19 protein-coding genes are annotated in these 24332 nt (G+C 71.4%); 12 read left to right on the top strand and 7 right to left on the bottom strand.

Annotated elements, in window-relative coordinates; all coding sequences use genetic code 11:
- The first annotated feature begins 136 nt into the window (after positions 1–136).
- Positions 137–2179, top strand: coding sequence for a cell wall-binding repeat-containing protein (locus tag G3I78_RS12790; protein WP_239157785.1), 2043 nt, complete (start codon positions 137–139; stop codon positions 2177–2179).
- Here the strand turns inward: G3I78_RS12790 and G3I78_RS12785 are convergent.
- Positions 2157–3347, bottom strand: a complete 1191-nt coding sequence (locus G3I78_RS12785; RefSeq protein WP_164423665.1) for a class I SAM-dependent methyltransferase — start codon at positions 3345–3347, stop codon at positions 2157–2159. The two genes, G3I78_RS12790 and G3I78_RS12785, sit on opposite strands and share 23 nt — an antisense overlap.
- Before the next feature lie 91 nt (positions 3348–3438).
- Here G3I78_RS12785 and G3I78_RS12780 point away from each other — a divergent pair, with 91 nt between their 5' ends.
- Together G3I78_RS12780 and G3I78_RS12775 are read left to right on the top strand one after the other, a co-directional pair.
- Positions 3439–4458 (top strand): polysaccharide deacetylase family protein, encoded by a 1020-nt coding sequence (locus G3I78_RS12780; protein WP_203614865.1) that lies wholly within the window; start codon positions 3439–3441, stop codon positions 4456–4458.
- Complete coding sequence (locus G3I78_RS12775) at positions 4455–5279, top strand: polysaccharide deacetylase family protein (protein ID WP_164423663.1); 825 nt, start codon at positions 4455–4457, stop codon at positions 5277–5279. The genes G3I78_RS12780 and G3I78_RS12775 overlap by 4 nt, the downstream gene beginning before the upstream one ends.
- Here the strand turns inward: G3I78_RS12775 and G3I78_RS12770 are convergent.
- The gene (locus tag G3I78_RS12770) at positions 5270–5563 is read right to left on the bottom strand and encodes a hypothetical protein (RefSeq protein ID WP_239157784.1); all 294 of its coding nucleotides are present in this window, start codon (positions 5561–5563) and stop codon (positions 5270–5272) included. The two genes, G3I78_RS12775 and G3I78_RS12770, sit on opposite strands and share 10 nt — an antisense overlap.
- A 1034-nt stretch (positions 5564–6597) precedes the next feature.
- Between G3I78_RS12770 and groES the strand changes: the two genes are divergently transcribed.
- A complete protein-coding gene (gene groES, locus G3I78_RS12765; RefSeq protein WP_031477499.1) occupies positions 6598–6906 on the top strand; it encodes a co-chaperone GroES in 309 nt (102 codons plus the stop codon).
- 113 nt (positions 6907–7019) lie between these two features.
- Positions 7020–8645 carry a chaperonin GroEL gene (gene groL / locus G3I78_RS12760; protein WP_164423661.1) on the top strand — a complete coding sequence of 542 codons (1626 nt, stop codon included), beginning with the start codon at positions 7020–7022 and terminating at the stop codon, positions 8643–8645.
- 255 nt (positions 8646–8900) lie between these two features.
- Here the strand turns inward: groL and G3I78_RS12755 are convergent, their stop codons facing one another.
- Complete coding sequence (locus G3I78_RS12755; protein WP_164423659.1) at positions 8901–9674, bottom strand: SDR family oxidoreductase; 774 nt, start codon at positions 9672–9674, stop codon at positions 8901–8903.
- A 97-nt stretch (positions 9675–9771) separates the two neighbouring features.
- Positions 9772–10440, bottom strand: coding sequence for an MOSC domain-containing protein (locus G3I78_RS12750; RefSeq protein WP_164423657.1), 669 nt, complete (start codon positions 10438–10440; stop codon positions 9772–9774).
- Between the two features lie 80 nt (positions 10441–10520).
- On the opposite strand from G3I78_RS12750, the gene G3I78_RS12745 reads away from it, so the two are divergent.
- A complete protein-coding gene (locus G3I78_RS12745) occupies positions 10521–11420 on the top strand; it encodes a LysR family transcriptional regulator (RefSeq protein ID WP_164423655.1) in 900 nt (299 codons plus the stop codon).
- A gap of 57 nt (positions 11421–11477) precedes the next feature.
- On the opposite strand, the gene G3I78_RS12740 is transcribed toward G3I78_RS12745, so the two are convergent.
- Complete coding sequence (locus G3I78_RS12740) at positions 11478–11804, bottom strand: WhiB family transcriptional regulator (protein ID WP_007384136.1); 327 nt, start codon at positions 11802–11804, stop codon at positions 11478–11480.
- 381 nt (positions 11805–12185) lie between these two features.
- Between G3I78_RS12740 and G3I78_RS12735 the strand changes: the two genes are divergently transcribed.
- The 4 genes from G3I78_RS12735 (at position 12186) to G3I78_RS12720 (ending at position 16568) form a co-directional block, all read left to right on the top strand.
- Positions 12186–12797, top strand: a complete 612-nt coding sequence (locus tag G3I78_RS12735; protein ID WP_003948568.1) for a response regulator transcription factor — start codon at positions 12186–12188, stop codon at positions 12795–12797.
- Between the two features lie 284 nt (positions 12798–13081).
- Positions 13082–13669: a sigma-70 family RNA polymerase sigma factor gene (locus G3I78_RS12730; RefSeq protein WP_007384137.1), complete on the top strand. Its 588-nt coding sequence runs from the start codon at positions 13082–13084 to the stop codon at positions 13667–13669.
- 153 nt (positions 13670–13822) lie between these two features.
- Positions 13823–15325 carry an IMP dehydrogenase gene (gene guaB, locus G3I78_RS12725; protein WP_164423653.1) on the top strand — a complete coding sequence of 501 codons (1503 nt, stop codon included), beginning with the start codon at positions 13823–13825 and terminating at the stop codon, positions 15323–15325.
- Positions 15326–15443: 118 nt separating this feature from the next.
- The gene (locus G3I78_RS12720; RefSeq protein WP_020135750.1) at positions 15444–16568 is read left to right on the top strand and encodes a GuaB3 family IMP dehydrogenase-related protein; all 1125 of its coding nucleotides are present in this window, start codon (positions 15444–15446) and stop codon (positions 16566–16568) included.
- Positions 16569–17238: 670 nt separating this feature from the next.
- Here G3I78_RS12720 and G3I78_RS12715 read toward each other — a convergent pair.
- Entirely contained in the window at positions 17239–18456 is a 1218-nt protein-coding gene (locus G3I78_RS12715; RefSeq protein ID WP_164423651.1) for a nucleotide sugar dehydrogenase, read from the bottom strand.
- 287 nt (positions 18457–18743) lie between these two features.
- On the opposite strand from G3I78_RS12715, the gene G3I78_RS12710 reads away from it, so the two are divergent.
- Entirely contained in the window at positions 18744–20450 is a 1707-nt protein-coding gene (locus tag G3I78_RS12710; protein ID WP_164423642.1) for a glycerol-3-phosphate dehydrogenase/oxidase, read from the top strand.
- Positions 20451–20588: 138 nt separating this feature from the next.
- Here the strand turns inward: G3I78_RS12710 and G3I78_RS12705 are convergent, their stop codons facing one another.
- Complete coding sequence (locus G3I78_RS12705) at positions 20589–21656, bottom strand: serine hydrolase domain-containing protein (RefSeq protein WP_164423640.1); 1068 nt, start codon at positions 21654–21656, stop codon at positions 20589–20591.
- Between the two features lie 293 nt (positions 21657–21949).
- Here G3I78_RS12705 and G3I78_RS12700 point away from each other — a divergent pair, with 293 nt between their 5' ends.
- The gene (locus tag G3I78_RS12700; RefSeq protein ID WP_164424178.1) at positions 21950–24202 is read left to right on the top strand and encodes a serine/threonine-protein kinase; all 2253 of its coding nucleotides are present in this window, start codon (positions 21950–21952) and stop codon (positions 24200–24202) included.
- Positions 24203–24332 lie beyond the last annotated feature (130 nt).

Genomic DNA, 24332 nt, shown 5'->3' with positions numbered 1-24332 from the left:
TCACCGTCGGACGGTTGTCCCTGAGTGAAGCCGAACGGTTGTCCTTGGGTAAATTTGTTCCCCTTGTGTCCCGACGCGCTTTACAGTGACTCGGCCTCTGTGTGGAGGCTGTGAAACATGCGTGGGGGATGACCACTTGAGACTGTTCACGCGCCGCCGTGCCGCGGCGCTCGCGACCGCGGCGGCACTCGCCGCGGTCGGCACCCTGGCCACCGCGCCCGGCGCCGCCGCCGACGACGCGGGGCCCTGGCCGGGTACCGAGGGCAAGATCCTCACCGACGGCCCGGTGCTCGTCGACCCGGCCACCGGCAAGGCCGCCGCGGTCGCCAACGTCTACGGCGACTACGCCGCCTGGGCCCCGGACGGCAGCCGTCTGATCAGCGCCGCCAGCCAGATCTCCAGCATCCGCCCCAGCGGCAGCTCGAAGATCACCCTGCCCTGGGCGGAGGGCGTGCGCTCCAGCGCGTCGTACGAGGACCTGACGTTCTGGTGGGGCGGCCGCTACGTCGTCCTCTCCACCGGCGGCCAGCTCGCCTACGGCCCCTCCGACGGCTCATGGGCGCCCCGCCCGCTGCTGACGGCGGCCCAGGAACCGGCCGATGTCTGCGACAACGACCCGACGGTCAGCCCGTCGGGGCCGATCGCCTTCGAGCGCCGCGTCAACTACGGCTGCTACGACAACGCCGGCGTCTACGTCTACGACCCGGCCGCGAAGACCGTCAAGCGGGTCCTGACCAACGCCGAGCAGCCCGCCTACTCGCCCGACGGCAGCAGGCTGGCGTTCGTCCGCAAGGACACCGACGGAAAGTTCCAGATCTTCACGGCGAAGGCCGACGGCACCGACGTCAAGCAGGTCACCACCGGCCCGCGCTACTACCTCAACCCGTCCTGGTCGCCCACCGGTACGCGCATCCTCTTCGACGCGCACACCACGGGCGACAGCGCCGACACGCACACCACCGAGTACGTCGACCTGGCCACCGGCGCGCTCACCGCGGTCCCGGGCACCCCGCAGGGCAGCAACCCCAGCTGGCAGCCGCTGCGCAAGAACGCCACCGCCAGGATCTGGGGCTCCGACAGCTACGCCACCGCCGTCGCCGCCTCCCGCTGGACCTGGAACAAGGTCGGCGGACACGTGGCGGGCCTGATGGACGCCAAGGCCGCGGTGCTCACCAACCGGGACAACGCCGAGTACTCCCTCGGCGCGCCCGCGCTGGCCGGCAAGAAGCAGGGGCCGGTCCTCACGACCCCGAGGACCGGGCTGTCCGCCGCGGTGAAGGCCGAGCTGAAGCGGGTGCTGAAGCGGGGCGCCAACGTCTACCTCGTCGGCGGCACCCCGATCCTCAGCGACTCCGTCGTCTCCCAGGTCAAGGCCCTCGGCTTCGTCCCGAAGCGGGTGTCGGGCGCGGACCGCTACGCGACCTCGGTGGCCGTCGCCAAGAACATCACCACCAGCCCGAAGTACGTCTTCCTGGCCTCCGGTTCCGACGCCTACGGTGCCCTCGCGGCCTCCGCCGCGGCCGGCGCCGACGGCACCGCGAGCTCGGGCGGGGTCGTCCTCACCAACGGCAAGAAGCTGACCGCGTCGGTGAAGTCGTACCTCAACGCCCTCAACCCCAAGAAGACGATGGTCATCACGGTGGGCGCGGACGCCAAGTACGCCCTCACCCACACCGCGTTCTCCCGCTGGCCCTCCTCGTACTCGTACTACCCGATCTCGGGCAGCACGAAGGAGGCCCTCGCGGTCAACATCGCCAAGTTCTGGTGGAGCGCGCCGAGCAACGTCGCCCTCGCCTACTCCGGTTCCTGGCGCGACGGCCTCGCCGCGGCCGCGGCGATGAACGTCTTCGGGCCCGTGCTGTGGACCAACCGCCCGGCCCTGTCCAACGATCCCAAGAACTACCTGCTGCGCGAGTCCGCGAGCACCAACTCCGCGATCGCCTTCGGCGCCACGGGCGCGGTCACCGCGGACGCGCTGAACACCGCGGGCGCGGCGATCAGCGCGAGCAGCAGCCAGTTCGTCTACACCGCGTACCGCAACGGCGACGAGCCCGCGAGCGCGCGCATGAGCAGTTACGCCCTGCGCAGCAACGACGGCCAGCCCGCCACCGTGGCGCGCACCGGCCCGGTCGGCGCCGATCCGCACCTGGAGCAGCTCAGGACCGTCCAGCACCAGTGACGGCCCGCGCGGGGGCGCCGATCAGCATGGTCGGCGCCCCCGCGACCCGGGTCAGGAACACGGTCGCCGAGTGCGGCCCCTGCGGCTTGACCTTCTTCCGCAGCTCCTCCGGCTCGACGGCCGACCCGCGCTTCTTCACGGTCAGGATCCCCACCCCCCGCTCCCGCAGCAGCGCCTTCAACTTCTTCACGTTGAAGGGGAGTTGATCGGTGATCTCGTAGGCGGTGGCGTACGGCGTCGGAAGCAGGGAGTCCGCCGTCACGTACGCGATGGTCGGGTCGACGAGCCCGCCCCCGACCTCCTCGGCCACCTCGGCGACCAGATGGGCCCGGATCGCGGCGCCGTCCGGCTCGTACAAGTACCGCCCGACGGACCGGACTCCGGGATCGGGCAGGCCCCGGCCGCGCAGGGTCCGCGGTCCCGGCAGCAGGGTGGCCCGTACGGCACCCGGCTCCGTGCCGAACCAGAGCACCGCCTCCTTCACGTCCCCGCCGTCGGAGATCCACTCCGCCTCGGCCTCCCCGGGCACCGCCTCGTGCGGGATGCCGGGAGCGACCTTCAGCGCGGCGTGCGGGGCGTCCAGGGCCGCCCGCACCGCCCACGACAGCGGCGGCGAGTAGGCCTCCGGGTCGAAGATGCGCCCACGCCTGCCGGAGCGCCGGGCGGGGTCCACGAACACGGCGTCGTACCCGGCCGTGTCGACCTCCGTGACGTCCGCCTCCCGTACGTCGATCAGGTCGGCGAGCCCCAGTGCGTCCGCGTTCGCCCGTGCCGCCGCCGCGGTCAGCGGGTCCCGGTCCACCGCGAGGACCCGGATGCCGGCCCGGGCCAGCGCGATCGCGTCCCCGCCGATGCCGCAGCACAGGTCGGCGACGGACCGCACGCCCAGCGCCCGGAACCGCTCCGCCCGGTGGGCGGCGACACTCGCCCGCGTCGACTGCTCGACCCCGTTCGGCGTGAAGAACATCCGCCCCGCGTCCCCGTCCCCGAACTTCGCCGCCGCGCGCTGCCGCAGCCGGGCCTGGCCGAGCGCCGCGGAGACCAGTTCGGCGGGGTGCTCGCGGCGCAGCCGGGTGGCCACGGCGAGTTCGTCGGCGGGGGCGGTGCCGCGCACTTCGTCGAGGAGGGCACGGCCCTCGGGGGTGAGGAGGGGGGCGAGGTCGTTCACCGGGTCATTGTGGGCCAGTCGGTGGACCGTACGCCTCCGGCGGCGGTGTCGACCCGGGACCGGGGGGTGTGACCTGCGAGGATCCGGCCTCATGCGGACAGTAGGACAAACTTACAAAAACAGTCTTTTGGGTCGTACGGGGGTCTCGGGTGGGCGCCGGGCACGGGGCGCGTTCGTCCTGCTCGCCGTCGCCGCCCTCGTCGCCGGGTGCGCGCAGCCGGACGGCGGCGGAGAGCGGGGAGTGCGGGGAGTGCGGGGAGAGCAGGGAGAACGGGGAGAACGGGGAGAACCGGGGAGGCCCGGTGGGCAGCCCTTGAAGGCGCCCCCGGCCCCCGCCGGTGACCTCCAGGCCGACAAGATCCGTATCCAGGCCGCCAGGCTCCGCGCCGAGCAGGCCAGGTTCGCGGCCGCCAAGCGCTGGGGGCTGAAGAGGGTCCCGCTGACGGCCCCGCCGGCGCCCGCGACGAAGCCCCGCATCACCACGCGCCGCGGCTTCGAGGTCGACGGCCACGAGGAGAAGGGGCTGCCGCCGGTCTTCACGACCGTCCCCACCGACCAGAAGATCGTCTTCCTCACCATCGACGACGGCGCCGAGAAGGACCCCGCGTTCCTGCGGATGATGAGCGACCTGAAGATCCCGTACACCGCCTTCCTCAGCGACTACCTGGTCAAGGAGGACTACGGCTACTTCAAGAAGATGCAGGACCGGGGGGTCGTGCTCAACAACCACACCCTGCACCACCCCTATCTGCCGGGGCTGTCGTACGCCCGCCAGAAGCGCGAGATCTGCGGGATGCAGGACGTCGTCGAGAAGCACTACGGCAAGCGGCCCACGCTGTTCCGCCCGCCCTACGGCAACTACAACGAGGACTCCCTGCGGGCCGCCAAGTCCTGCGGCGTGAAGTACGCGCCGATCTGGAACGAGGAGGTCTTCGTCGACCACTGGGAGTACCGCGAGTGGGACCGCCGGATCCACCCCGGCGACATCGTGCTCAGCCACTTCCGGGGCCGCGAGGACTGGAAGGGCACGATGCCCGACATGGTCCGGCGCTTCCTGGACAAGGTCACGGCCGACGGGTACGCCGTCGCCCGTCTCGAGGACTACCTGTGAGACCACGGGCCCTGGTGGGCGCGGTCCTGGTGGGCGCGCTGCTCACCGGCTGCGCCCAGTCCGTCGACCCCATCGAGCGGCTGGGCAAGAAGGCGGCTCAGCGGGTGGGGTCGTACGGCCCCGGCGAGGGCCAGGGTTCCTACGGGCCGGCGGGGCAGCGGCCGTACCGTCGCTGGGGGCTCGCGACACCCCTGGCCGCGCCCCCGCGCCCGCCCGCCCGCACGGCGCCGGGCCGGGGTCTGCCGCCCGTCGTGAAGCGGGTCGCGACCACCGACAAGGTCGTCTTCCTCACCTACGACGACGGCGCCGAGAAGGACCCGCGGTTCGTCGACATGGTCCGTGAACTGCGGCTGCCCGTCAGCATGTTCCTCACGGACAGCGTGGTCGGCCCTGGCTACGGCCACTTCGCGCGCCTCCAGTCGGTCGGCGCGAGCATCCAGAACCACACCCTCGACCACCCCGCCCTGCGCGGCCTGCCCTACGCGGGCCAGCGCGCCGAGATCTGCGGCCAGCAGGAAAAGGTACGGTCCCGCTTCGGCATCCGCCCCCGCCTGCTCAGGCCCCCCTACGGCACGTACGACACCACAACCCTGCACGCGGCAGCCGACTGCGGCCTCTCGGCGATCGTGCTGTGGAGCGTGTCCCTGGAGGGGAACGGCACGCCGGGGCGGGGGCTCAGGGCGGGGGACATCGTGTCGGTGGCGGCGGGGGAGGGGACGGGGACGGGGACGGGGCGGACGTTGACGGAACGGACGGTGGGGGTGTTGCGGGAGATCGAGCGGCGGGGGCTGACGGTGGGGCGGTTGGAGGACTATCTGTAGGGGGCTGGGGGCTGGGGGCTGGGGGCTGGGGGGTTGTGCTGTGAGGGCGGGGCCGTTTCACGGACCGGGAGTGCCGCCGCGAGGGCGGTCGCCGTGGAGACGGTGAGGGTCGGGGCCGGTACGCGAGTGGGGGCGCCGGAGGTCTCGTGGCGGCTGAGCGTGGTGAGGGTGCAGGTGTGGGCGGCGGCGAGGGCGGCGGGGGCCGCGCCCCGGCGCAGCGCCGTGGCCGTGGGGGCCGCGTTGAGCGCGCCGGACAGGACGTCCACGGTACGGGCCGCCGCCATGGTCGCCGGGCCCGCGGGGAGGGAAGCCGGGGTGCTGTGAGGGCGCGGGGAGGGCAGGGCGGGGTGCTGTGAGGGTGAGGGGAGCGAGGGTCGGGGGTGCAGTGAGGACGGGGGAGTTCGGCAAGGGGCGTGGTGAGGGCGGGCGAGGCAGGCCGGGGTCGCTGTGAGGGTGAGGGAGTGAGGGCTGGGGGTGCAGTGAGGGCAGGGGGAAGTAGGCCGGGGTCGCTGTCAGGGTGAGGGGAGCGAGGGCTCGGGGCACAGCGAGGACGGGGGAGACAAAGCCGGGGTGTCGTGAGGGCGAGGGTGGAGCCCGGGCCGTCGCCCCGCGCCTCCGTACCCGACGTGCTGCCCACCCCACGGAATCACCGCCGACCTCTCCGCGCACGGCCGCGGGCCCGACCGCCGCGCCTGCCCCGGTGAGAGACCTCAGCGCGGCGGTCGCCGGATCGGCCCCGGGGTCCCGGTCGGCTACGTCCCTGTCCTCGGCGTTCCGCCCTCCGGCGTCCCGGCCCTCGGCCGACCCCGGTGTCCTGGTCGGCTGCGGCCTGACCCCCGGTGTCCCGACCCCCGGCGTCCCGGTCGGCCATGTCCCAGCCACCGGTGTCCTGGCCTCCGCCGTCCCAGTCGGCCACGCCCCGGCCGGGCACCCGTCGACCAGCCACGCCCCCGCGGCCCAAGGGCTCCCGCCCCCACGTCCGACGGCAGAGCGACCGGTCACTCCGTGGGCGGTCGGAGAGGCAGGCCGGGGCATGGAGCGCCGGGAAAGGGCGCCCAGGGTTCAGCTCGCGGCGGCGAATCGGTGTTTCCCGGGCAGGTCACCGGAGTCGCGGCCGGAAAAACCGGGCGCCGCGCCACCGTCAATTGGCACTCCGCTTGACCGAGTGCTAATCACGGTCATAGTCTCGGGTCTGGCACTCCCCACTGGAGAGTGCCAACACAGCGACGGGCAGGTCCGGCACCCGCGACGACGGATCGACCTGGTCGCCACCTCAGACAGTTAACCCCGTGAGATCTCCGAAGGGGGAGGTCGGATCGTGACGACCGCCAGCTCCAAGGTTGCCATCAAGCCGCTCGAGGACCGCATCGTGGTCCAGCCGCTCGACGCCGAGCAGACCACGGCCTCTGGCCTGGTCATTCCGGACACCGCGAAGGAGAAGCCCCAGGAGGGCGTCATCCTCGCCGTCGGTCCGGGCCGCTTCGAGAACGGCGAGCGCCTGCCGCTCGACGTGAAGGTCGGCGACATCGTGCTGTACAGCAAGTACGGCGGCACCGAGGTGAAGTACAACGGCGAGGAGTACCTCGTCCTCTCGTCCCGCGACGTGCTCGCGGTCATCGAGAAGTAAGACACCTCAGAAGTTTTTCGAGCTGCGCCCCTGGCCCCCGCCACCACTGACAAGCCGGGCGCCCGGGGCGCAGTTTCTTTTACCCCTAGATTTCCGAGAGGGCTCACGCTCCCATGGCGAAGATCCTGAAGTTCGACGAGGACGCCCGTCGCGCCCTCGAGCGCGGCGTCAACAAGCTTGCCGACACGGTGAAGGTGACGATCGGCCCCAAGGGCCGCAACGTCGTCATCGACAAGAAGTTCGGCGCCCCCACCATCACCAACGACGGTGTCACGATCGCCCGCGAGGTCGAGATCGACGACCCGTACGAGAACCTCGGCGCGCAGCTGGTGAAGGAGGTGGCGACCAAGACCAACGACATCGCGGGTGACGGTACGACCACCGCCACCGTGCTGGCCCAGGCGCTGGTCCGCGAGGGCCTGAAGAACGTCGCCGCGGGTGCCTCCCCGGCCGCCCTGAAGAAGGGCATCGACGCCGCCGTCGCCGCCATCTCCGAGGACCTGCTCGCGACGGCCCGCCCGATCGACGAGAAGTCCGACATCGCCGCCGTGGCCGCGCTGTCCGCCCAGGACTCGCAGGTCGGCGAGCTCATCGCCGAGGCGATGGACAAGGTCGGCAAGGACGGTGTCATCACCGTCGAGGAGTCCAACACCTTCGGTCTGGAGCTGGACTTCACCGAGGGCATGGCCTTCGACAAGGGCTACCTGTCCCCGTACATGGTGTCCGACCAGGAGCGTATGGAGGCCGTCCTCGATGACCCGTACATCCTGATCAACCAGGGCAAGATCTCCTCGATCCAGGACCTGCTGCCGCTCCTGGAGAAGGTCATCCAGTCGGGCGCCTCCAAGCCGCTGCTGATCATCGCCGAGGACGTCGAGGGCGAGGCCCTGTCGACCCTGGTCGTGAACAAGATCCGCGGCACCTTCAACGCGGTCGCGGTCAAGGCCCCCGGCTTCGGCGACCGCCGCAAGGCGATGCTCCAGGACCTGGCGACCCTCACCGGCGCCGAGGTCATCTCCGAGGAGGTCGGCCTCAAGCTCGACCAGGTCGGCCTGGAGGTGCTGGGCACCGCCCGCCGCGTCACGGTCACCAAGGACGACACCACGGTCGTCGACGGTGCCGGTGACTCCGCCGCGGTCCAGGGCCGGGTCGCCCAGATCAAGGCCGAGATCGAGAACACCGACTCCGACTGGGACCGCGAGAAGCTCCAGGAGCGCCTCGCGAAGCTGGCCGGCGGCGTGTGCGTGATCAAGGTCGGCGCCGCCACCGAGGTGGAGCTGAAGGAGAAGAAGCACCGTCTGGAGGACGCCATCTCCGCGACCCGCGCCGCGGTCGAGGAGGGCATCGTCTCCGGTGGTGGCTCCGCTCTGGTCCACGCCGCCAAGGTCCTGGACGGCGGTCTGGGCAAGACCGGCGACGAGGCCACCGGTGTCGCCGTGGTCCGCAAGGCCGTCGTCGAGCCGCTGCGCTGGATCGCCGAGAACGCCGGCCTGGAGGGCTACGTCATCACCTCCAAGGTCGCCGAGCTCGACAAGGGCCAGGGCTTCAACGCCGCGACCGGCGAGTACGGCGACCTGGTCAAGGCCGGCGTCATCGACCCGGTCAAGGTCACCCGCTCCGCCCTGGAGAACGCCGCCTCCATCGCCTCCCTCCTCCTGACGACCGAGACCCTGGTCGTCGAGAAGAAGGAAGAAGAGGAGCCGGCCGCCGCCGGGCACGGCCACGGCCACGCCCACTGAGCCCACGCTCACAAGGAGGCCCCCGTCCCCTCACAGGGAACGGGGGCTTTCCCCTTCGCGGGCTTCGCAGCAACCGTAGGCTTCGCGGCAACCGTGCGCGTCGCGGTAATCGTGCGCGTCGCGGTAGTCGCGGTAATCGTGCGCTTCGCGCGTCACTCCTCAAGCACTCCCGGGCCCCCGAGTCCGGCTCGAACATCCCTATTGTCCGCCTTTTGACGGCAGGACGGCAGACGTAGGCAGAGGAAAGCACCGGCCCTACTGCGGCCCGTACTTCCGCCCCGTCTTCGACGTGATCCCACCCAGCAGCCCCCGCGGCGCCACCTTCACCAGCCCCATCAGCGCCTTGTAACGCGGGTCCGGGATCGACAGTGACTTCCCGTGGGCCAGGTCCGTGAGGGCCGCCGCGACCAGCTTGTCCGCGTCGAGCCACATCCAGCCGGGGATGTTGTCCGTGCCCATACCGGCCCGCTGGTGGAACTCCGTGCGCACGAAGCCGGGGCACAGGGCCATCAGCCGTACGCCGCTGCCCGCGAGGTCCTTCGCCGCGCCCTGCGTGAACTGCACGACCCACGCCTTCGAGGCGCCGTACGTGCCACGGGGGACGAAGGCCGCCACCGACGCGACGTTCACGACACCGCCGCGACCCCGCTCCCGCATCGCCTCCGCCGCCGCGGACGTCAGTCGCAGCACCGCCTCGCAGTGGACCTTGAGCATCTTCAGCTCGTCGGCCATGGAGACGTCGAGGTAGCGGCCCTTGTTGCCGAAGCCGGCGTTGTTGACCAGGAGGTCGACCGGGGACTTGCGGTCCGCGAGGCGGGCGGCGACCGACTCGATGCCCTCGTCCGTGGCGAGGTCGGCGGTGCGGACCTCCGCCTCGATGCCGTGGCGGTCGTGGAGTTCGGTCGCCTGCTCCTGGAGCCGCTTGGTGTCGCGGGCGACGAGCACCAGGTTGTGCCCGTCAGCCGCGAGCCGCCGCGCGAACGCGGCACCGATGCCCGCGGTCGATCCCGTAATCAATGCCGTTGTCATGGCGCAAGGTTAATGACCAGGACCGACAGCGCCGGCCCACTGCACAGGGCCTCCCGATCGGTGAAGCCCCGGCGAACAACCGCAGGCCGACGGCCCGTCAGGCGCCGTGCTTGTCCGCATAGTCCAGCGCCCACTTCCGCAGCTCCGGATGGAGCGCCTCGCCCGCCGCCAACAGCCTTGGCTGGAGCGGCCGTTCGGTGGTCATCGCGCGAAAGGCCAGGGCGACCGTCACGTCGTGGTCCGGCCGGTGCAGGATCTCGACCGGGTCACCGGTACGGATCTCACCGGGCTCGATCACCCGCAAGTAGGCGCCCGGCGCCCCCTTCTGCGTGAACCGCTTCACCCACCGCTGCTCGCCCATGTGGCCCTGGAAGGTGCCGCACGGGATGCGGGCGCTGGTGATCTCCAGCACCACCTCGTCCCCGATGCGCCAGCGCTCGCCGATCAGCGCCCCGGAGACGTCGATGCCCTGGGTGGTGAGGTTCTCGCCGAAGTGGCCGTTGGCCAGCGTGCGCCCCAGCTCGCGCTCCCAGTCGTCGAGGTCCTCGCGCGCGACCGCGTACACCGCCTGGTCGTCACCGCCGTGGTGCTGCCTCTTGCACACCGCGTCCCCGGCCAGCGCGCTCCCGCCGACGCCCTTGGGGCCGGGTGCCGCCACCCGCACGGGTCCGTCGACCGGCCGCTTGTCGATCCCGGTGACGCCCTCGGGATTGTCCGTGTACGCGACGGCCTTCTCGCGGCCCAGATTCACCGACAGCAGCTTCATGACGGTCACGGTAGGGCACCATCCCCAAAGGGGCCACGCATTATTCGGCGCGAGGTCAAAGCGCCGCTTATCCTCGAAGGGTGATCGAGGCCCGTCATCTCCGTGTCCTGCGCGCCGTCGCCACCACCGGCTCCTTCTCTGCCGCGGGGCGCGAACTGGGCTGCACCCAGCCCGCCGTCAGCCAGCAGATGAAGGCGCTGGAGGCGTCCGTGGGCACCCCGTTGCTGATCCGCGGCGGGCGCGAGATGCGGCTGACCCAGGCGGGGGAGGCGCTGGTGCGGCACGCCGCCGGGATCCTCGCGGGGCTGACGGCCGCGGAGGAGGAGGTCGCCGCCATCGCCGGCCTGCGAGCCGGCCGCGTCCGGCTCGTCTCCTTCCCCAGCGGCAGCTCCACCCTCGTCCCGACCGCCCTCGCCGCCCTGCGCGCCGCGCACCCCGGCACCCGGGTCTTCCTGGAGGAGGCCGAACCGCCGCACTCCGTCGGCCTGTTGCGAGAGGGCGACTGCGACATCGCGCTCGCCTTCCGGTACGAGGGGGCCGCGGGCGGCAGTGAGTGGGACGACCTCGTCGTACGGCCCCTGCTCACCGACCGGCTCGTCGCCCTCGTACCGGAGCGGCACCGGCTCGCGCGCGCGGGGTCCGTGGCCATCGGGGAGCTCGCCGGGGAGTCCTGGATCGCCGGATGCCCGCGCTGCCGCGGCCAGTTGGTCGAGGTCTGCGAGGACGCCGGCTTCACGCCCCGCATCGACTTCGCGACCGACGACTACCCGGCGGTGGTCGGCCTGGTGGGCGCGGGCCTGGGCGTCGCCGTCCTGCCCCAGCTCGCGATCGAGTCCGTACGGCCGCGGGGCGCGCGCGTGGTCACGCTGGAACCGGCGGTCCGGCGGGAGATCGTCGCGCTCACCCTCCCCGACCTGGCCCGGGTGCCGGCGGTGGCGGCGACGCTGGAGCAGCTCGCGACCGCCGCCGGCCGCAAGTAGGCCGCACACGCGGAAGGGCACGCGCGTGCGTGCCCTTCCCGTTGGAGAAACGTTCCTTCAGTTGTTCGATGCGCCGCTCCCCACGGACGACGCCGACACCAGCCGGTGCCGCGCCCGTCCCATGAGCTCCTCGCGCTCGTCCTCGGTCAGCCCGCCCCACACGCCGTACGGCTCTCTCACCGCCAGCGCGTGCGCCGCGCACTGCGCGCGCACCGGGCATCTCATGCAGACCTCCTTGGCCGAGTTCTCGCGAGCGCTCCTGGCCGCACCGCGCTCGCCCTCCGGATGGAAGAAGAGCGAGCTGTCCACCCCGCGGCAGGCAGCCAGAAGCTGCCAGTCCCACAGGTCCGCGTTCGGTCCTGGAAGGCGGGAGAAATCTGCCATTGCGTGACCCCTTGTAGCCGTTCTGGGCGGATACGGTGTCCACGACCGTACATCTACGATCTAAGGAGATGAAAATATGACTCATTGCGAATCTAGCCTCAGACACCAGGAAATGGGAAGAAAAGGGTCTGAATGGGGCATGGGTTGTGATGAAACGTTGTGGGTCCGTCGCGCATGTCTGCACCGTGTCCGCACCCTCACGTAGAGTGCCGAAGACAGTGCGCAGCCCCGTAACTCTTTCGGGTGACCGTCGTTGAGAGTGCGGAGGCGGTTGAAACAACAAGTGCTCGGGCAGGCGTCCGAGACGGTCGACCGCACAGGTGACGATTTCGTACCAGCCTGGAGGCTCAAGGTGACGTGCATCAGCTGCGGAGGACGGCCATGACATCCGTCCTCGTCTGCGACGACTCCCCGCTTGCCCGAGAGGCGCTCCGCCGCGCGGTCGCGACCGTGCCCGGCGTCGAGCGCGTGACGACCGCGGCCAACGGCGAGGAAGTCCTCCGCCGCTGGGGCGCGGACCGTTCGGACCTGATTCTGATGGACGTACGCATGCCCGGGCTGGGCGGCGTCGAGACCGTGCGCCGGCTGCTGTCCGCCGACCCCGGTGCGCGCATCATCATGCTCACCGTCGCGGAGGACCTGGACGGGGTCGCCCTCGCGGTGGCCGCGGGTGCGCGGGGCTACCTGCACAAGGACGCCTCCCGCGCGGAGTTGCGGGCCACGGTGACGCAGGCGCTCGCCGACCCGACCTGGCGGCTCGCCCCGCGTCGGCTGCGGTCCGCCGAGATGGGCGCGGCGCCGACGCTCACCGCGCGTGAGATCCAGGTGCTCGAAGGCATGAGCCACGGTCGGTCCAACGCGGAGATCGGCCGGGAGCTGTTCCTGTCCGAGGACACCGTGAAGACGCACGCGCGGCGGTTGTTCAAGAAGCTCGGTGCGTCCGACCGGGCGCATGCCGTCGCTCTTGGGTTCCGGTGGGGTCTGGTTCGCTGAGAGTTCGGTCCTGCCGGCCGTTGCCGTGTGCGGGTTGTTCGTGGCTGGTCGAGCCCACGCGGCGGTAGCCGCAAATTGACACGGCCCCGCGCCCCTTTGGGGCGCGGGTGCTTGTTTCGGCGGCGATGCCGCATCCTTGAGATGTGGAGTCTCTCGGGGACGAGTCGGTCGAGCGGAAGGGGAGGGCGCAGGGGATGGGTTCCGGCGCACCTGCTCATAACGCTTCGGTGCACAACAACCAGCGCGATGCCACGGATCCAACGACGCCAAGGCACCATGGACCGATGCGCGACGACGAGGCTGCCCATCCCCATGGGGCGATCGGTGCGCTCGTCCACAGCGCGGTGGAGGGCGACGAGCAGGCCACGCACGACCTGCTCGCCCATGTCCACCCGCTGGCCCTGCGCTACTGCCGCACCCGGCTGTCCCGTCTCCCGGGCGACGCCCGGCACTTCGTGGAGGACCTCGCGCAGGAGGTCTGCGTAGCCGTCCTGCTCGCCCTGCCGCGCTACCGGGACACCGGGCGCCCCTTCGAGGCGTTCGTCTTCGCCATCGCCGCGCACAAGGTCGCCGACCTCCAGCGCGCCGCGATGCGCCACCCCGGCTCCACGGCCGTCCCCTCGGACGAGATGCCCGAGCGGCCGGACGACTCGCTCGGCCCCGAGGAGCGCGCACTGCTCAGCAGTGACGCCGAATGGGCCAAGAAACTGCTGGCCAACCTCCCCGAGAACCAGCGCGAGCTGTTGCTGCTGCGCATCGCCGTGGGGTTGACGGCGGAGGAGACGGGTCAGATGTTGGGAATGTCACCCGGTGCGGTCCGTGTGGCCCAGCACCGGGCGCTGAGCAGGCTGCGGGCGCTCGCGGAGCAGTAGTCCCAGGGCTGAACGGCCAGGGCTGAACGACCGACGCGTCCCTTCCGTACGAACATACGAAGCCCGGAGCGGGTCCGAACCGTGGAATTTGCCACCCTTGCTTCCCGTTAGCATGGACATCCGCACCGATCAAGGCCATTTGGGGAAGGTGTCATGACTGCAAACGTCGACGGAGTGCCCGGTAAATTCGCGACGCTCGGGCTGACCTACGACGACGTGCTGCTGCTGCCGGGGGCGTCCGAGGTGCTCCCCAACGCGGTCGACACCTCGTCCCGCATCTCGCGCAACGTCCGGGTGAACATCCCCCTCCTGTCCGCCGCCATGGACAAGGTCACCGAGTCCCGCATGGCGATCGCGATGGCCCGCCTCGGCGGCGTCGGCGTGCTGCACCGCAACCTCTCCGTCGAGGACCAGGTCAACCAGGTCGACCTGGTCAAGCGGTCCGAGTCCGGCATGGTCACCGACCCCATCACCGTGCACCCCGAGGCGACCCTCGCCGAGGCCGACGCCCTGTGCGCCAAGTTCCGCATCAGCGGCGTCCCGGTCACCGACCCGGCTGGCAAGCTCCTCGGCATCGTCACCAACCGCGACATGGCCTTCGAGTCGGACCGCAGCCGCCAGGTGCGCGAGGTCATGACGCCGATGCCGCTGGTCACCGGCCAGGTCGGCATCTCCGGCACCGACGCCATGGAACTGCTGCGCCGCCACAAGATCGAGAAGCTTCCGCTGGTCGACGAGGCCGGTGTCCTCAAGGGCCTCATCACCGTCAAGGACTTCGTCAAGGCGGAGAAGTACCCCAACGCCGCCAAGGACTCCGAGGGCCGCCTGCTCGTCGGTGCCGCCGTCGGCGCCAGCCCCGAGGCCCTGGAGCGGGCCCAGGCGCTCGCCGAGGCCGGGGTGGACTTCCTGGTCGTCGACACCTCGCACGGCCACAACAGCAACGCGCTCAGCTGGATGTCGAAGATCAAGTCGAGCGTCGGCGTCGACGTCATCGGCGGCAATGTCGCCACCCGCGACGGCGCCCAGGCGCTCATCGACGCCGGTGTCGACGGCATCAAGGTCGGCGTCGGACCGGGCTCCATCTGTACGACCCGTGTCGTCGCCGGCATCGGCGTCCCGCAGGTCACCGCGATCTACGAGGCCTCGCTCGCCGCCCGCCCGGCCGGCATCCCGCTGATCGGCGACGGCGGCCTCCAGTACTCCGGCGACATCGGCAAGGCGCTCGCCGCCGGTGCCGACACCGTGATGCTCGGCTCGCTGCTCGCCGGCTGCGAGGAGTCGCCCGGCGAGCTCCAGTTCATCAACGGCAAGCAGTTCAAGTCGTACCGCGGCATGGGCTCGCTGGGTGCCATGCAGTCGCGCGGCCAGGCGAAGTCGTACTCGAAGGACCGCTACTTCCAGGCCGAGGTCGGCTCCGACGACAAGCTCGTGCCCGAGGGCATCGAGGGCCAGGTGCCCTACCGCGGCCCGCTCTCCAGCGTCCTGCACCAACTCGTCGGCGGTCTGCGCCAGACCATGGGCTACGTGGGCGCGGCCACCATCGACGAGATGGAGTCCAAGGGCCGCTTCGTGCGGATCACCTCGGCGGGGCTCAAGGAGTCGCACCCGCACGACATCCAGATGACGGTCGAGGCGCCGAACTACAGCCGTAAGTGAGTCTTCACTGACAGCCACGCGCGCGTGAGGGCGGCTCCGGGAGCATCCGGGGCCGCCCTTGTCGTACCCGTCGGGGATACTGGAAGGCGCTGCAACGCATCAGGGAAAGGCCACACACGTGACTGAGATCGAGATCGGGCGCGGCAAGCGCGGCCGCCGGGCGTACGCCTTCGACGACATCGCCGTCGTCCCCAGCCGTCGTACGCGCGACCCGAAGGAGGTCTCGATCGCCTGGCAGATCGACGCCTACCGGTTCGAGCTGCCCTTCCTGGCCGCCCCCATGGACTCGGTCGTCTCCCCGGCCACCGCGATCCGCATCGGCGAGCTCGGCGGCCTCGGCGTGCTGAACCTCGAAGGCCTGTGGACGCGGCATGAGGACCCGCAGCCGCTGCTCGACGAGATCGTCGGCCTGGACTCCGAGACGGCCACCCGGCGCCTCCAGGAGATCTACTCCGCCCCCATCAAGGAGGAGCTGATCGGCGCGCGCATCAAGGAGGTGCGCGACTCCGGCGTGGTCACCGCCGCCGCGCTCTCCCCGCAGCGCACGGCGCAGTTTTCCAAGGCCGTCGTGGACGCGGGCGTGGACATCTTCGTCATCCGCGGTACGACGGTCTCGGCGGAGCACGTCTCCGGTTCGCACGAGCCCCTGAACCTGAAGCAGTTCATCTACGAGCTCGACGTCCCGGTGATCGTCGGCGGCTGCGCGACCTACACGGCCGCCCTGCACCTGATGCGCACCGGTGCGGCGGGCGTCCTGGTCGGCTTCGGCGGCGGCGCGGCCCACACCACGCGCAACGTGCTGGGCATCCAGGTGCCCATGGCGACCGCCGTGGCCGATGTCGCCGCGGCCCGCCGCGACTACATGGACGAGTCCGGCGGCCGGTACGTGCACGTGATCGCCGACGGCGGTGTCGGCTGGTCCGGCGACCTCCCCAAGGCGATCGCCTGCGGCGCGGACGCCGTGATGATGGGCTCCCCGCTCGCTCGCGCCACCGACGGTCCTGGCCGTGGCCACCACTGGGGCATGGAGGCCGTCAACGAGGAGCTGCCGCGCGGCAAGAAGGTCGACCTCGGCACGGTCGGCACCATCGAGGAGGTCCTCACCGGCCCGTCGCACATCCCCGACGGCTCGATGAACTTCTTCGGCGCGCTGAAGCGGGCGATGGCGACCACCGGGTACAGCGAGCTGAAGGAGTTCCAGCGCGTCGAGGTGACGGTGGCGGACTCGCAGCACAAGCGGTAGGCAGGGCTTACGTAGGCAGGGCTTACGGCGGCTTGAGGGCCGGTCGTCCCGGGTGGGGCGGCCGGCCTTTCGCGTGCCCGAAAGAGCTGGTGGGGGCGCGTTCGGCGGGGTGGGGGCGTGTGGTTGCGTTCGGGGCGAATGTGGGCCGAACGGGCGTAAGCGGGCGGTAGTGTCCTTGATCGGCGACCCGCTGTTTGGGGCGCCCCCTTCCAAGGAGCACGTCTCCGGACCCGGTGGCCCGGGGCCCGGCCCGGAGCTCCAACGGACCGCCCACCGGGCTCACTGGGCGGCGTCATGGAAGGGGGCGTGCCCATGGGCCGTCACCGCAAGCCCACCCGCTGGGATCGGATTCGTCTTCGGATGGTCCAAAGCCGGAGGAGGTGGGTTCTGCGGATCTTTGGCTGGTGAGCGGCCGCCCCTATAAACAGTAGGGGCGGACACCCGTAAACCAGCTAGGAGCCTGTCGCAGTAAGCCCCTGCGGCGGGCTCCACCTTGTTGGCGTGATGGTGAATGGCCGTCCCTGCGAGAACCAGGGGCGGACCTTCCCGGATCCATCCACGAGCCCGCCGTAGTACCCGCTACGACCGACCCCACCTGTCTCCGTAAGGTACCCGCGCCGCGCCCCGCATGCCACCAGCCCCGGAGCCCGCCGCACCCACGCGCCCCCCTTCACAACCGATGCGCCGCCCCCGTGGGCGTGGCCCCGCGCGTGTCCAGGAGCAGCTGGGCCTTCACCGACAGGCCCTGGAGGTCGTACGTGCGGTGCTGCTGGAGCAGGATCGTCAGGTCCGCGTCGGCCGCCGCCTCGTAGAGGGAGTCCGCGCGGGGGACCGGGCGGTCCAGGACGCTCCAGGACGGGACGTGGGGGTCGTGGTAGCTGACGGAGGCGCCGAGTTCCATCAGGCGTACGGCGACCTCCTGGGCGGGGGTGGCCTGCTGGTCGGCGAGGTCGGGCTTGTAGGTGACGCCGAGCAGCAGGACGCGGGCGGCGCGGGCCGACTTGCCGTGCTCGTTGAGGAGGGCTGCGGCGCGCTGGACGACGTAACGCGGCATCTGGTCGTTGACCTGCCGGGCGAGTTCGACCATGCGCAGGGAGCGGCCGCCGCCGGGGCTTCCGGCGGTCAGGTCGCGGGGGATCGTGTGGCCGCCGACGCCGGGGCCGGGGCGGAACGCCTGGAAGCCGAACGGCTTGGTCTCCGCGCAGCGGATGACGTCCCAGAGGTCGACGCCGAGGTCGTGGCAGAGGACCGCCATCTCATTGACGAGGGCGATGTTGACGTGCCGGAAGTTGGTCTCCAGGAGCTGGACCGTCTCCGCCTCGCGAGGGCCACGCGCGCGTACCACCTTGTCGGTGAGACGCGAGTAGAAGGCCGCCGCCGACTCCGTGCACGCGGGGGTGAGGCCGCCGATCACCTTGGGGGTGGTGGCGGGCGTGAAGTCGCGGTTGCCGGGGTCCACGCGCGTGGGGGAGTAGGCGAGGTGGAAGTCGCGGCCCGCGCGCAGGCGTGAGCCCTCTTCGAGGATCGGGCGCAGAACGTCCTCCGTGGTGCCGGGGGGCACCGGGGACTCCAGGATGACCGTGGTGTGCGGGCGCAGGTGCGCGGCCAGGGTGCGGGCCGCGGTCTCGACCTGGCTCAGGTCCAGGCCGCCGTCCGGGCCCGCCGGGGTCGGCGCGCAGATGACCGCCGTACGGACACGGCCGAGTTCGGCGGGGCCCGCGGCCGTCCGGAAGCCCCCCGAGAGCATCCGGCGCAGTTCTGCGGGGCTGAGGGAGCCGGCCTCGGGGCCGGTGCGGTAGCCGAGGGTGGGGATGCCGGCGGCGACGGCGGCCTGGGCCAGGGGCAGTCCGTAGGGGCCGAGGCCGATCACGGCGAGATCTGCGGGCATGGCGTGGGCCGTCCTTCCCAGTAGCCGAAGCGGGACAGGTGCGCAAGCCCTGTGGACTGGACGAGCGAGCGCAATGTCAGACTAGGAGTAAATATGACCGAAATACGGGATTGATTCCGTGTGTCTTCGGGTGGGGCCGGTGATCCCGTGTGGCCTTCGGGGTACGCGGCAGTGAAAGTTGTCCACAGGCTGGGGGCGACTGGTGGCTGAAGTCGTGCGGGCCGGTCAGACTTTGGGCAGGGGCGGGACGCGTGTGAGACCGGCGTGACCGACAGCGGGAGGCAGTGGTGAGGACAGCGACACTGGGACCGGCGCAGCGAGCCGAGTCGCTCGCGGCGATGGCCGAGCGTGAACTGGACGTGCTGGTGGTGGGCGCCGGCGTGGTCGGTGCGGGCACCGCGCTCGACGCGGTGACCCGGGGCCTGTCCGTGGGCCTGGTCGAGGCGCGGGACTGGGCGTCGGGCACCTCCAGCCGCTCCAGCAAGCTGATCCACGGTGGCCTGCGCTATCTGGAGATGCTCGACTTCGCCCTCGTACGCGAGGCGTTGAAGGAGCGAGGGCTGCTGCTCGAACGGCTCGCCCCGCACCTCGTGAAGCCCGTGCCCTTCCTGTACCCCTTGCAGCACAAGGGCTGGGAGCGCCTGTACGCCGGCTCGGGCGTCGCGCTCTACGACGCGATGTCGATGGCCCGCGGACACGGCCGGGGCCTGCCCACGCACCGGCACCTGAGCCACCGTCACGCCCTGCGGGTGGCACCCGCCTTGCGGAAGGACGCGCTCGTCGGGGCCCTTCAGTACTACGACGCCCAGATGGACGACGCCCGCTTCGTGGCCACCCTCGTGCGCACCGCGACCGCCTACGGCGCCAAGACCGCCAACCGCGCGCGCGTGACCGGGTTCCTGCGCGAGGGCGAGCGGGTGGTCGGGGCGCGCGTGCAGGACGTCGAGGCGGGCGGGGAGTACGAGATCCGCGCCAAGCAGGTCGTCAACGCGACCGGCGTGTGGACCGACGACACCCAGGCGATGGTCGGCGAGCGCGGGCAGTTCCACGTCCGCGCCTCCAAGGGCATCCACCTCGTCGTGCCCAAGGACCGCATCAACTCCTCGACCGGGCTGATCCTGCGCACCGAGAAGTCCGTGCTGTTCGTCATCCCCTGGGGTCGGCACTGGATCATCGGCACCACCGACACCGACTGGGACCTCGACAAGGCCCACCCGGCCGCCTCCAGCGCCGACATCGACTACCTGCTGGAACACGTCAACTCGGTGCTCGCGGTGCCGCTGACCCGGGACGACGTGCAGGGCGTGTACGCGGGTCTACGGCCGCTGCTCGCCGGGGAGTCGGACGCCACCAGCAAGCTGTCCCGCGAGCACACCGTGGCGCATCCGGTGCCGGGGCTGGTCGTCGTGGCGGGCGGCAAGTACACGACGTACCGGGTCATGGCCAAGGACGCCGTCGACGAGGCCGTCCACGCGCTCGACGTACGGGTCGCCGAGTGCGTCACCGAGGACGTGCCGCTGCTCGGCGCCGAGGGGTACCGGGCGCTGTGGAACGCGCGGGCGCGCATCGCGGCCCGCACCGGGCTCCATGTCGTCCGGGTCGAGCACCTGCTGAATCGGTACGGCGCCCTTGCGGAGGAGGTCCTCGAACTCATCGCCTCCGACGCGTCGTTGGGCGAACCGATGCCGGCCGCCGACGACTATCTGCGCGCCGAGATCGTGTACGCCGCCTCGCACGAGGGCGCGCGGCACCTGGACGACGTGCTGACCCGGCGCACCCGCATCTCCATCGAGACCTTCGACCGGGGCGTGCGGTCCGCCCGCGAGGCCGCCGAGCTGATGGCGCCGGTGCTGGGCTGGGACAAGGACCAGATCGAGCGCGAGGTCCAGCACTACGAGAAGCGGGTGGAGGCGGAGCGGGAGTCGCAGCGGCAGCCGGATGATCTGACGGCGGATGCGGCGCGGTTGGGGGCGCCGGACATCGTGCCGTTGTAGGTCGGGGTTGGCGTTGGTCGGTGTCGGCGTCGGCGTCGGTTGGGATGCGCCGGCGTCGGGGTCGGGCAGTGGCGGGGTCGGTCAGCGTCACTCGAACGAGTGTTGTGAGGTGGGATCTTCGTTCGGGGCCCGGTCGTTCTACGAGGTGCGGGGGCAGAACTCGGCGGCGAGCAGGGCCGGTTCGAGGTCGGGGTCTGCGATGTCCGTCGTGTTCACGCGGAAGGTGAGGACGCGACGGCCGCCGACCGTGGCTGCGGTGCGCACGTAGCTGCCGGTGATGCGGCCGTTGTGCCCCCACACCGTCGTGCCGCACGGCAGCTTCACCGGGAACAGCCCCATGCCGTACAGGCCGTGTGCGGTGCGGGTGTCCGTCATCTCGCGCAGCCAGCGCGAGGACAGCAGCCGCCCGCCGAGCAGCGCCGCGTAGAAGCGGTCCAGGTCGGCGAGCGTGGTCACCAGCTCGCCCGCGGCTCCGGCCACCCGTGGGTCGAGCGCGGTGACGTCGGTTCCGTCGGCGGAGTAGGTGCGGCCGTGCGGGGCGGGGAGAGAGGTGCGCGAGCCAGGGAAGGAGGTGCCCGTCAGGCGCAGGGGAGCGATGATCCGACGCTCGGCCTCGGTGGCGTAGGAGTGACCGGTGACCTGCTGGATCACCATGCCGAGTACGACGTAGTTGGTGTTGGAGTAGGAGTAGCGGCCGGGGTCGGCCGGAGGGTGGGTGAGGGCGATACGGACGGCTTGAACGGGGGTGAGGGGAACCAGGCCCCGGGTGTCCGCGGTGAAGTCGGGCAGACCGCTGGTGTGGGTGAGCAGGGCGCGCAGGGTCAGCGCGCGGCCGTCGCCGCCCGCTCCACGCACCAGACCGGGCAGGTGCCGCTCCACGGTGTCCGACAGCTTCAGCCGGTGTTCGGCGGCCAGTTGGAGGACGACGGTCGCGATGAACGTCTTGGTGATGCTGCCGGCGCGGAAGTGGTCGGCGCGGGCGATTCCCGGGCCCGCCTCGGCGTAACGCGCGCCGGTCTCCTCACCGGTCTGCTCACCGGTCTCCTCCCGGGCGAGCAGCGCGGCGGCGGGGGCCTCGCCCTGAGTGACCAGGTGGGGGAGGAGGGCGTCCGCGGGCGGGGTGCCGTGTGTGGTGGAGGTGACGGGGGCCAGGGCGAGCAGCGCGAGGGACACGGGGAGGGCCAGGAGGGTCCTCAACGGTGGCATCGGGGTCCTTCCTTGTCGGGGTCATCATGCCGGGTTGCGGGGGTGGGGGTTTGGGCGGGCCGGGGAGTGTGGGGTGAGGGGTGTCGTGGGTCGGCTGGAGCTGTGAGTTGAGGTGCGGCGTGGGTCGGTGGGAGGTGTGTGGGCGGGGGTGGTGTGGGTCGGGCGGGGGTGTTGTGTCGATGTCGGTGGGGGCGTGCCGTGGGGGAGGCGGAGTCAGGGGCACCCTGGGCGTCGGGCACTTGTCGGGTGAGGGACAATGGAGGCTCTGTCAGGGCGGGTTCATGAGGGGACGCATGTCGGACGCGGAGCGGGCGGGAGCATCCCGGCAGAACGAGAGCGAGCGTCTCCTCGCCGGGCGGTACCGGCTGGGAGGAGTGCTCGGCCGCGGAGGCATGGGCACGGTGTGGCGCGCCGAGGACGAGACCCTGGGCAGGACGGTGGCCGTCAAGGAACTGCGGTTCCCGTCCAGCATCGACGAGGACGAGAAGCGCCGGCTGATCACGCGCACCCTGCGTGAGGCCAAGGCGATCGCGCGGATCCGCAACAACAGCGCGGTCACCGTGTTCGACGTGGTCGACGAGGACGACCGGCCGTGGATCGTGATGGAGCTCGTCGAGGGCAAGTCGCTCGCCGAGGTCATCCGCGAGGACGGCCTGCTGGAGCCGAAGCGCGCCGCGGAGGTGGGCCTCGCGATACTCGACGTGCTCAGGTCCGCGCACCGCGAGGGCATCCTGCACCGGGACGTGAAGCCGTCCAACGTGCTGATCTCCGAGGACGGCCGGGTCGTGCTCACCGACTTCGGCATCGCCCAGGTCGAGGGCGACCCGTCCATCACCTCCACCGGCATGCTCGTCGGCGCCCCCTCCTACATCTCCCCGGAGCGGGCCCGCGGGCACAAGCCGGGTCCCGCGGCGGACCTCTGGTCGCTCGGCGGGCTGCTGTACGCGGCGGTCGAGGGCGCCCCTCCATACGACAAGGGGTCCGCGATCGCGACCCTCACGGCGGTGATGACCGAGTCGCTGGAGGAGCCGAAGAACGCGGGGCCGTTGAAGGACGTCATCTACGGCCTGCTCACCAAGGACCCCGCCCTGCGGCTCGACGACGCCGGTGCCCGGGCCATGCTCAGCGCGGTGATCCACGCGCCCGAGCCGAAGGAGGCCGAGCCGGAGCCGGCGCCGGACGCGACCCGGGTGGTGCCGTTGCCGGCCCAGCCGGAGGAGCGTGACGGCGGGTCCGGTGGCAAGCGTGGTGAGGGTGAGGGGCTGCGCGGGGCGCTGCGTTCCGTGCGCAAGGCGGCCGGTGCGGCGGCGACCTCGGCGGGTGCTGCGGCCCGGGCCAAGTCCGGGGGCGGTGCGGCGGGTTCGGGTGCCGGGAAGGTGCCCGCGCAGGCCTCCGAGGCGGCTCCGGTGGCGAAGGCCTCCCGGGGTGCGTCCGCCGCTCCGGCCTCCTCGTCGGCGCCTGCCTCTTCGTCCGCGTCAGCTTCTTCGGCTGCGCCGAGTTCGCCGTCCGCTGCGCCGTCCTCCTCGGCGTCGGCTCCCAAGGCGGCCCCGGGTGCCTCGGGTGCCCCGGCCGCGCCTGCCGCCAAGGCCGTACCGGCTCCCAAGGCGGCTCCGGCCTCTCCGGGCAAGGGCGCGGCGAGTGCGTCGGCCTCGGGCTCGGGTGGGGACGCCGGTGTCCGGGACGGGCAGACGCGGCAGTCCGACGCGGTTGCGGGCGGCCGGAGTTCGGGGTGGCCCGTGATGACGCCGCCGCCGGACATGGCGCCGAGGCCGGTGCCGAGGGCGCCGTTGACCGACGTGGTGCCGCGGCGGACGCTGGTGATCATCGCGGTGGTCGTGGTGCTCGCGGTCATCGGGACCGTGCTGGCCCTCACGCTCGGCGGGGACGACGACACCGACGGGGCGAAGGGCGGTGGCACCAAGGTGACGGCGGGCGCGAGCTCCAGTGCCGACACCAAGGAGGACGAGAGCGGCGGCACCCGGACCGACGGGGCCGCGACCGGGTCCGCCTCGGCGGAGACGGGGTCGGGGGCCGCGGAGAACACGCCGAGTGCCCAGGAGAGCGGCGAGAGTTCGGAGGGTTCCTCCGGTTCGGGCGGTTCCTCCGGCGACAGCGCGGTGGCCTCGACGTACAAGGGGGGCCAGGGGTACTCCATCGGGCTGCCGAAGGGCTGGAAGTTCCAGACCAGCAGTTCGGCGGGCGACCGGTTCACCGGGCCCGACGGGCAGCGGCTGCTCGTGGCCTGGACGTCCGAGCCGAAGGGCGACCCGGTGGCGGACTGGAGGAACCAGGAGCGCGGAATGCAGCGTTCCCAGTACCAGAAGATCCGAATAGAGAAGGTGAGCTACCGCGGCTGGAACACGGCCGACTGGGAGTTCACCTATGTGGAGAGCGGGACGAAGTACCGGACGATCGACCGGGGATTCGTCGTCGGCGACCAACTCGGATATGCGTTGATGTACACGGCGAAAGCCGCGAACTGGGGCAGTGAGCTGCGCGAGGACACATGGCAGACGCTCGCTCGTACCTTCGAACCGAAGTCGTGACGGGCGGTTCGGTGAGCGGTCCTGTGTTTGGGCCGTGAGATCTGGAATCCCCTCTTTGCGGGTTGCCTCCGGCACGTATCGTGAGTGTTTGCGGACCGTCCGCATCCAGGTGCGGGTACGGAACGGGCCG

The sequence above is a fragment of the Streptomyces sp. SID13726 genome (assembly GCF_010548375.1).
Lineage (GTDB): Bacteria > Actinomycetota > Actinomycetes > Streptomycetales > Streptomycetaceae > Streptomyces.
The sequence above is the reverse complement of the archived record's forward strand: the minus strand, read 5'-3'. Positions and strand labels throughout refer to the sequence as shown.

Excerpts from the sequence above, each read along its gene's own strand:
- G3I78_RS12770 (WP_239157784.1), bottom strand. The coding sequence starts at position 5,563 with ATGGCGGCGGCCCGTACCGTGGACGTCCTGTCCGGCGCGCTCAACGCG.
- G3I78_RS12780 (WP_203614865.1), top strand. The coding sequence starts at position 3,439 with ATGCGGACAGTAGGACAAACTTACAAAAACAGTCTTTTGGGTCGTACG.
- G3I78_RS12715 (WP_164423651.1), bottom strand. The coding sequence starts at position 18,456 with ATGCCCGCAGATCTCGCCGTGATCGGCCTCGGCCCCTACGGACTGCCC.
- guaB (WP_164423653.1), top strand. The coding sequence starts at position 13,823 with ATGACTGCAAACGTCGACGGAGTGCCCGGTAAATTCGCGACGCTCGGG.
- G3I78_RS12755 (WP_164423659.1), bottom strand. The coding sequence starts at position 9,674 with ATGACAACGGCATTGATTACGGGATCGACCGCGGGCATCGGTGCCGCG.
- G3I78_RS12750 (WP_164423657.1), bottom strand. The coding sequence starts at position 10,440 with ATGAAGCTGCTGTCGGTGAATCTGGGCCGCGAGAAGGCCGTCGCGTAC.
- G3I78_RS12735 (WP_003948568.1), top strand. The coding sequence starts at position 12,186 with ATGACATCCGTCCTCGTCTGCGACGACTCCCCGCTTGCCCGAGAGGCG.
- G3I78_RS12700 (WP_164424178.1), top strand. The coding sequence starts at position 21,950 with ATGTCGGACGCGGAGCGGGCGGGAGCATCCCGGCAGAACGAGAGCGAG.
- G3I78_RS12740 (WP_007384136.1), bottom strand. The coding sequence starts at position 11,804 with ATGGCAGATTTCTCCCGCCTTCCAGGACCGAACGCGGACCTGTGGGAC.
- groL (WP_164423661.1), top strand. The coding sequence starts at position 7,020 with ATGGCGAAGATCCTGAAGTTCGACGAGGACGCCCGTCGCGCCCTCGAG.
- G3I78_RS12705 (WP_164423640.1), bottom strand. The coding sequence starts at position 21,656 with ATGCCACCGTTGAGGACCCTCCTGGCCCTCCCCGTGTCCCTCGCGCTG.
- G3I78_RS12730 (WP_007384137.1), top strand. The coding sequence starts at position 13,082 with ATGCGCGACGACGAGGCTGCCCATCCCCATGGGGCGATCGGTGCGCTC.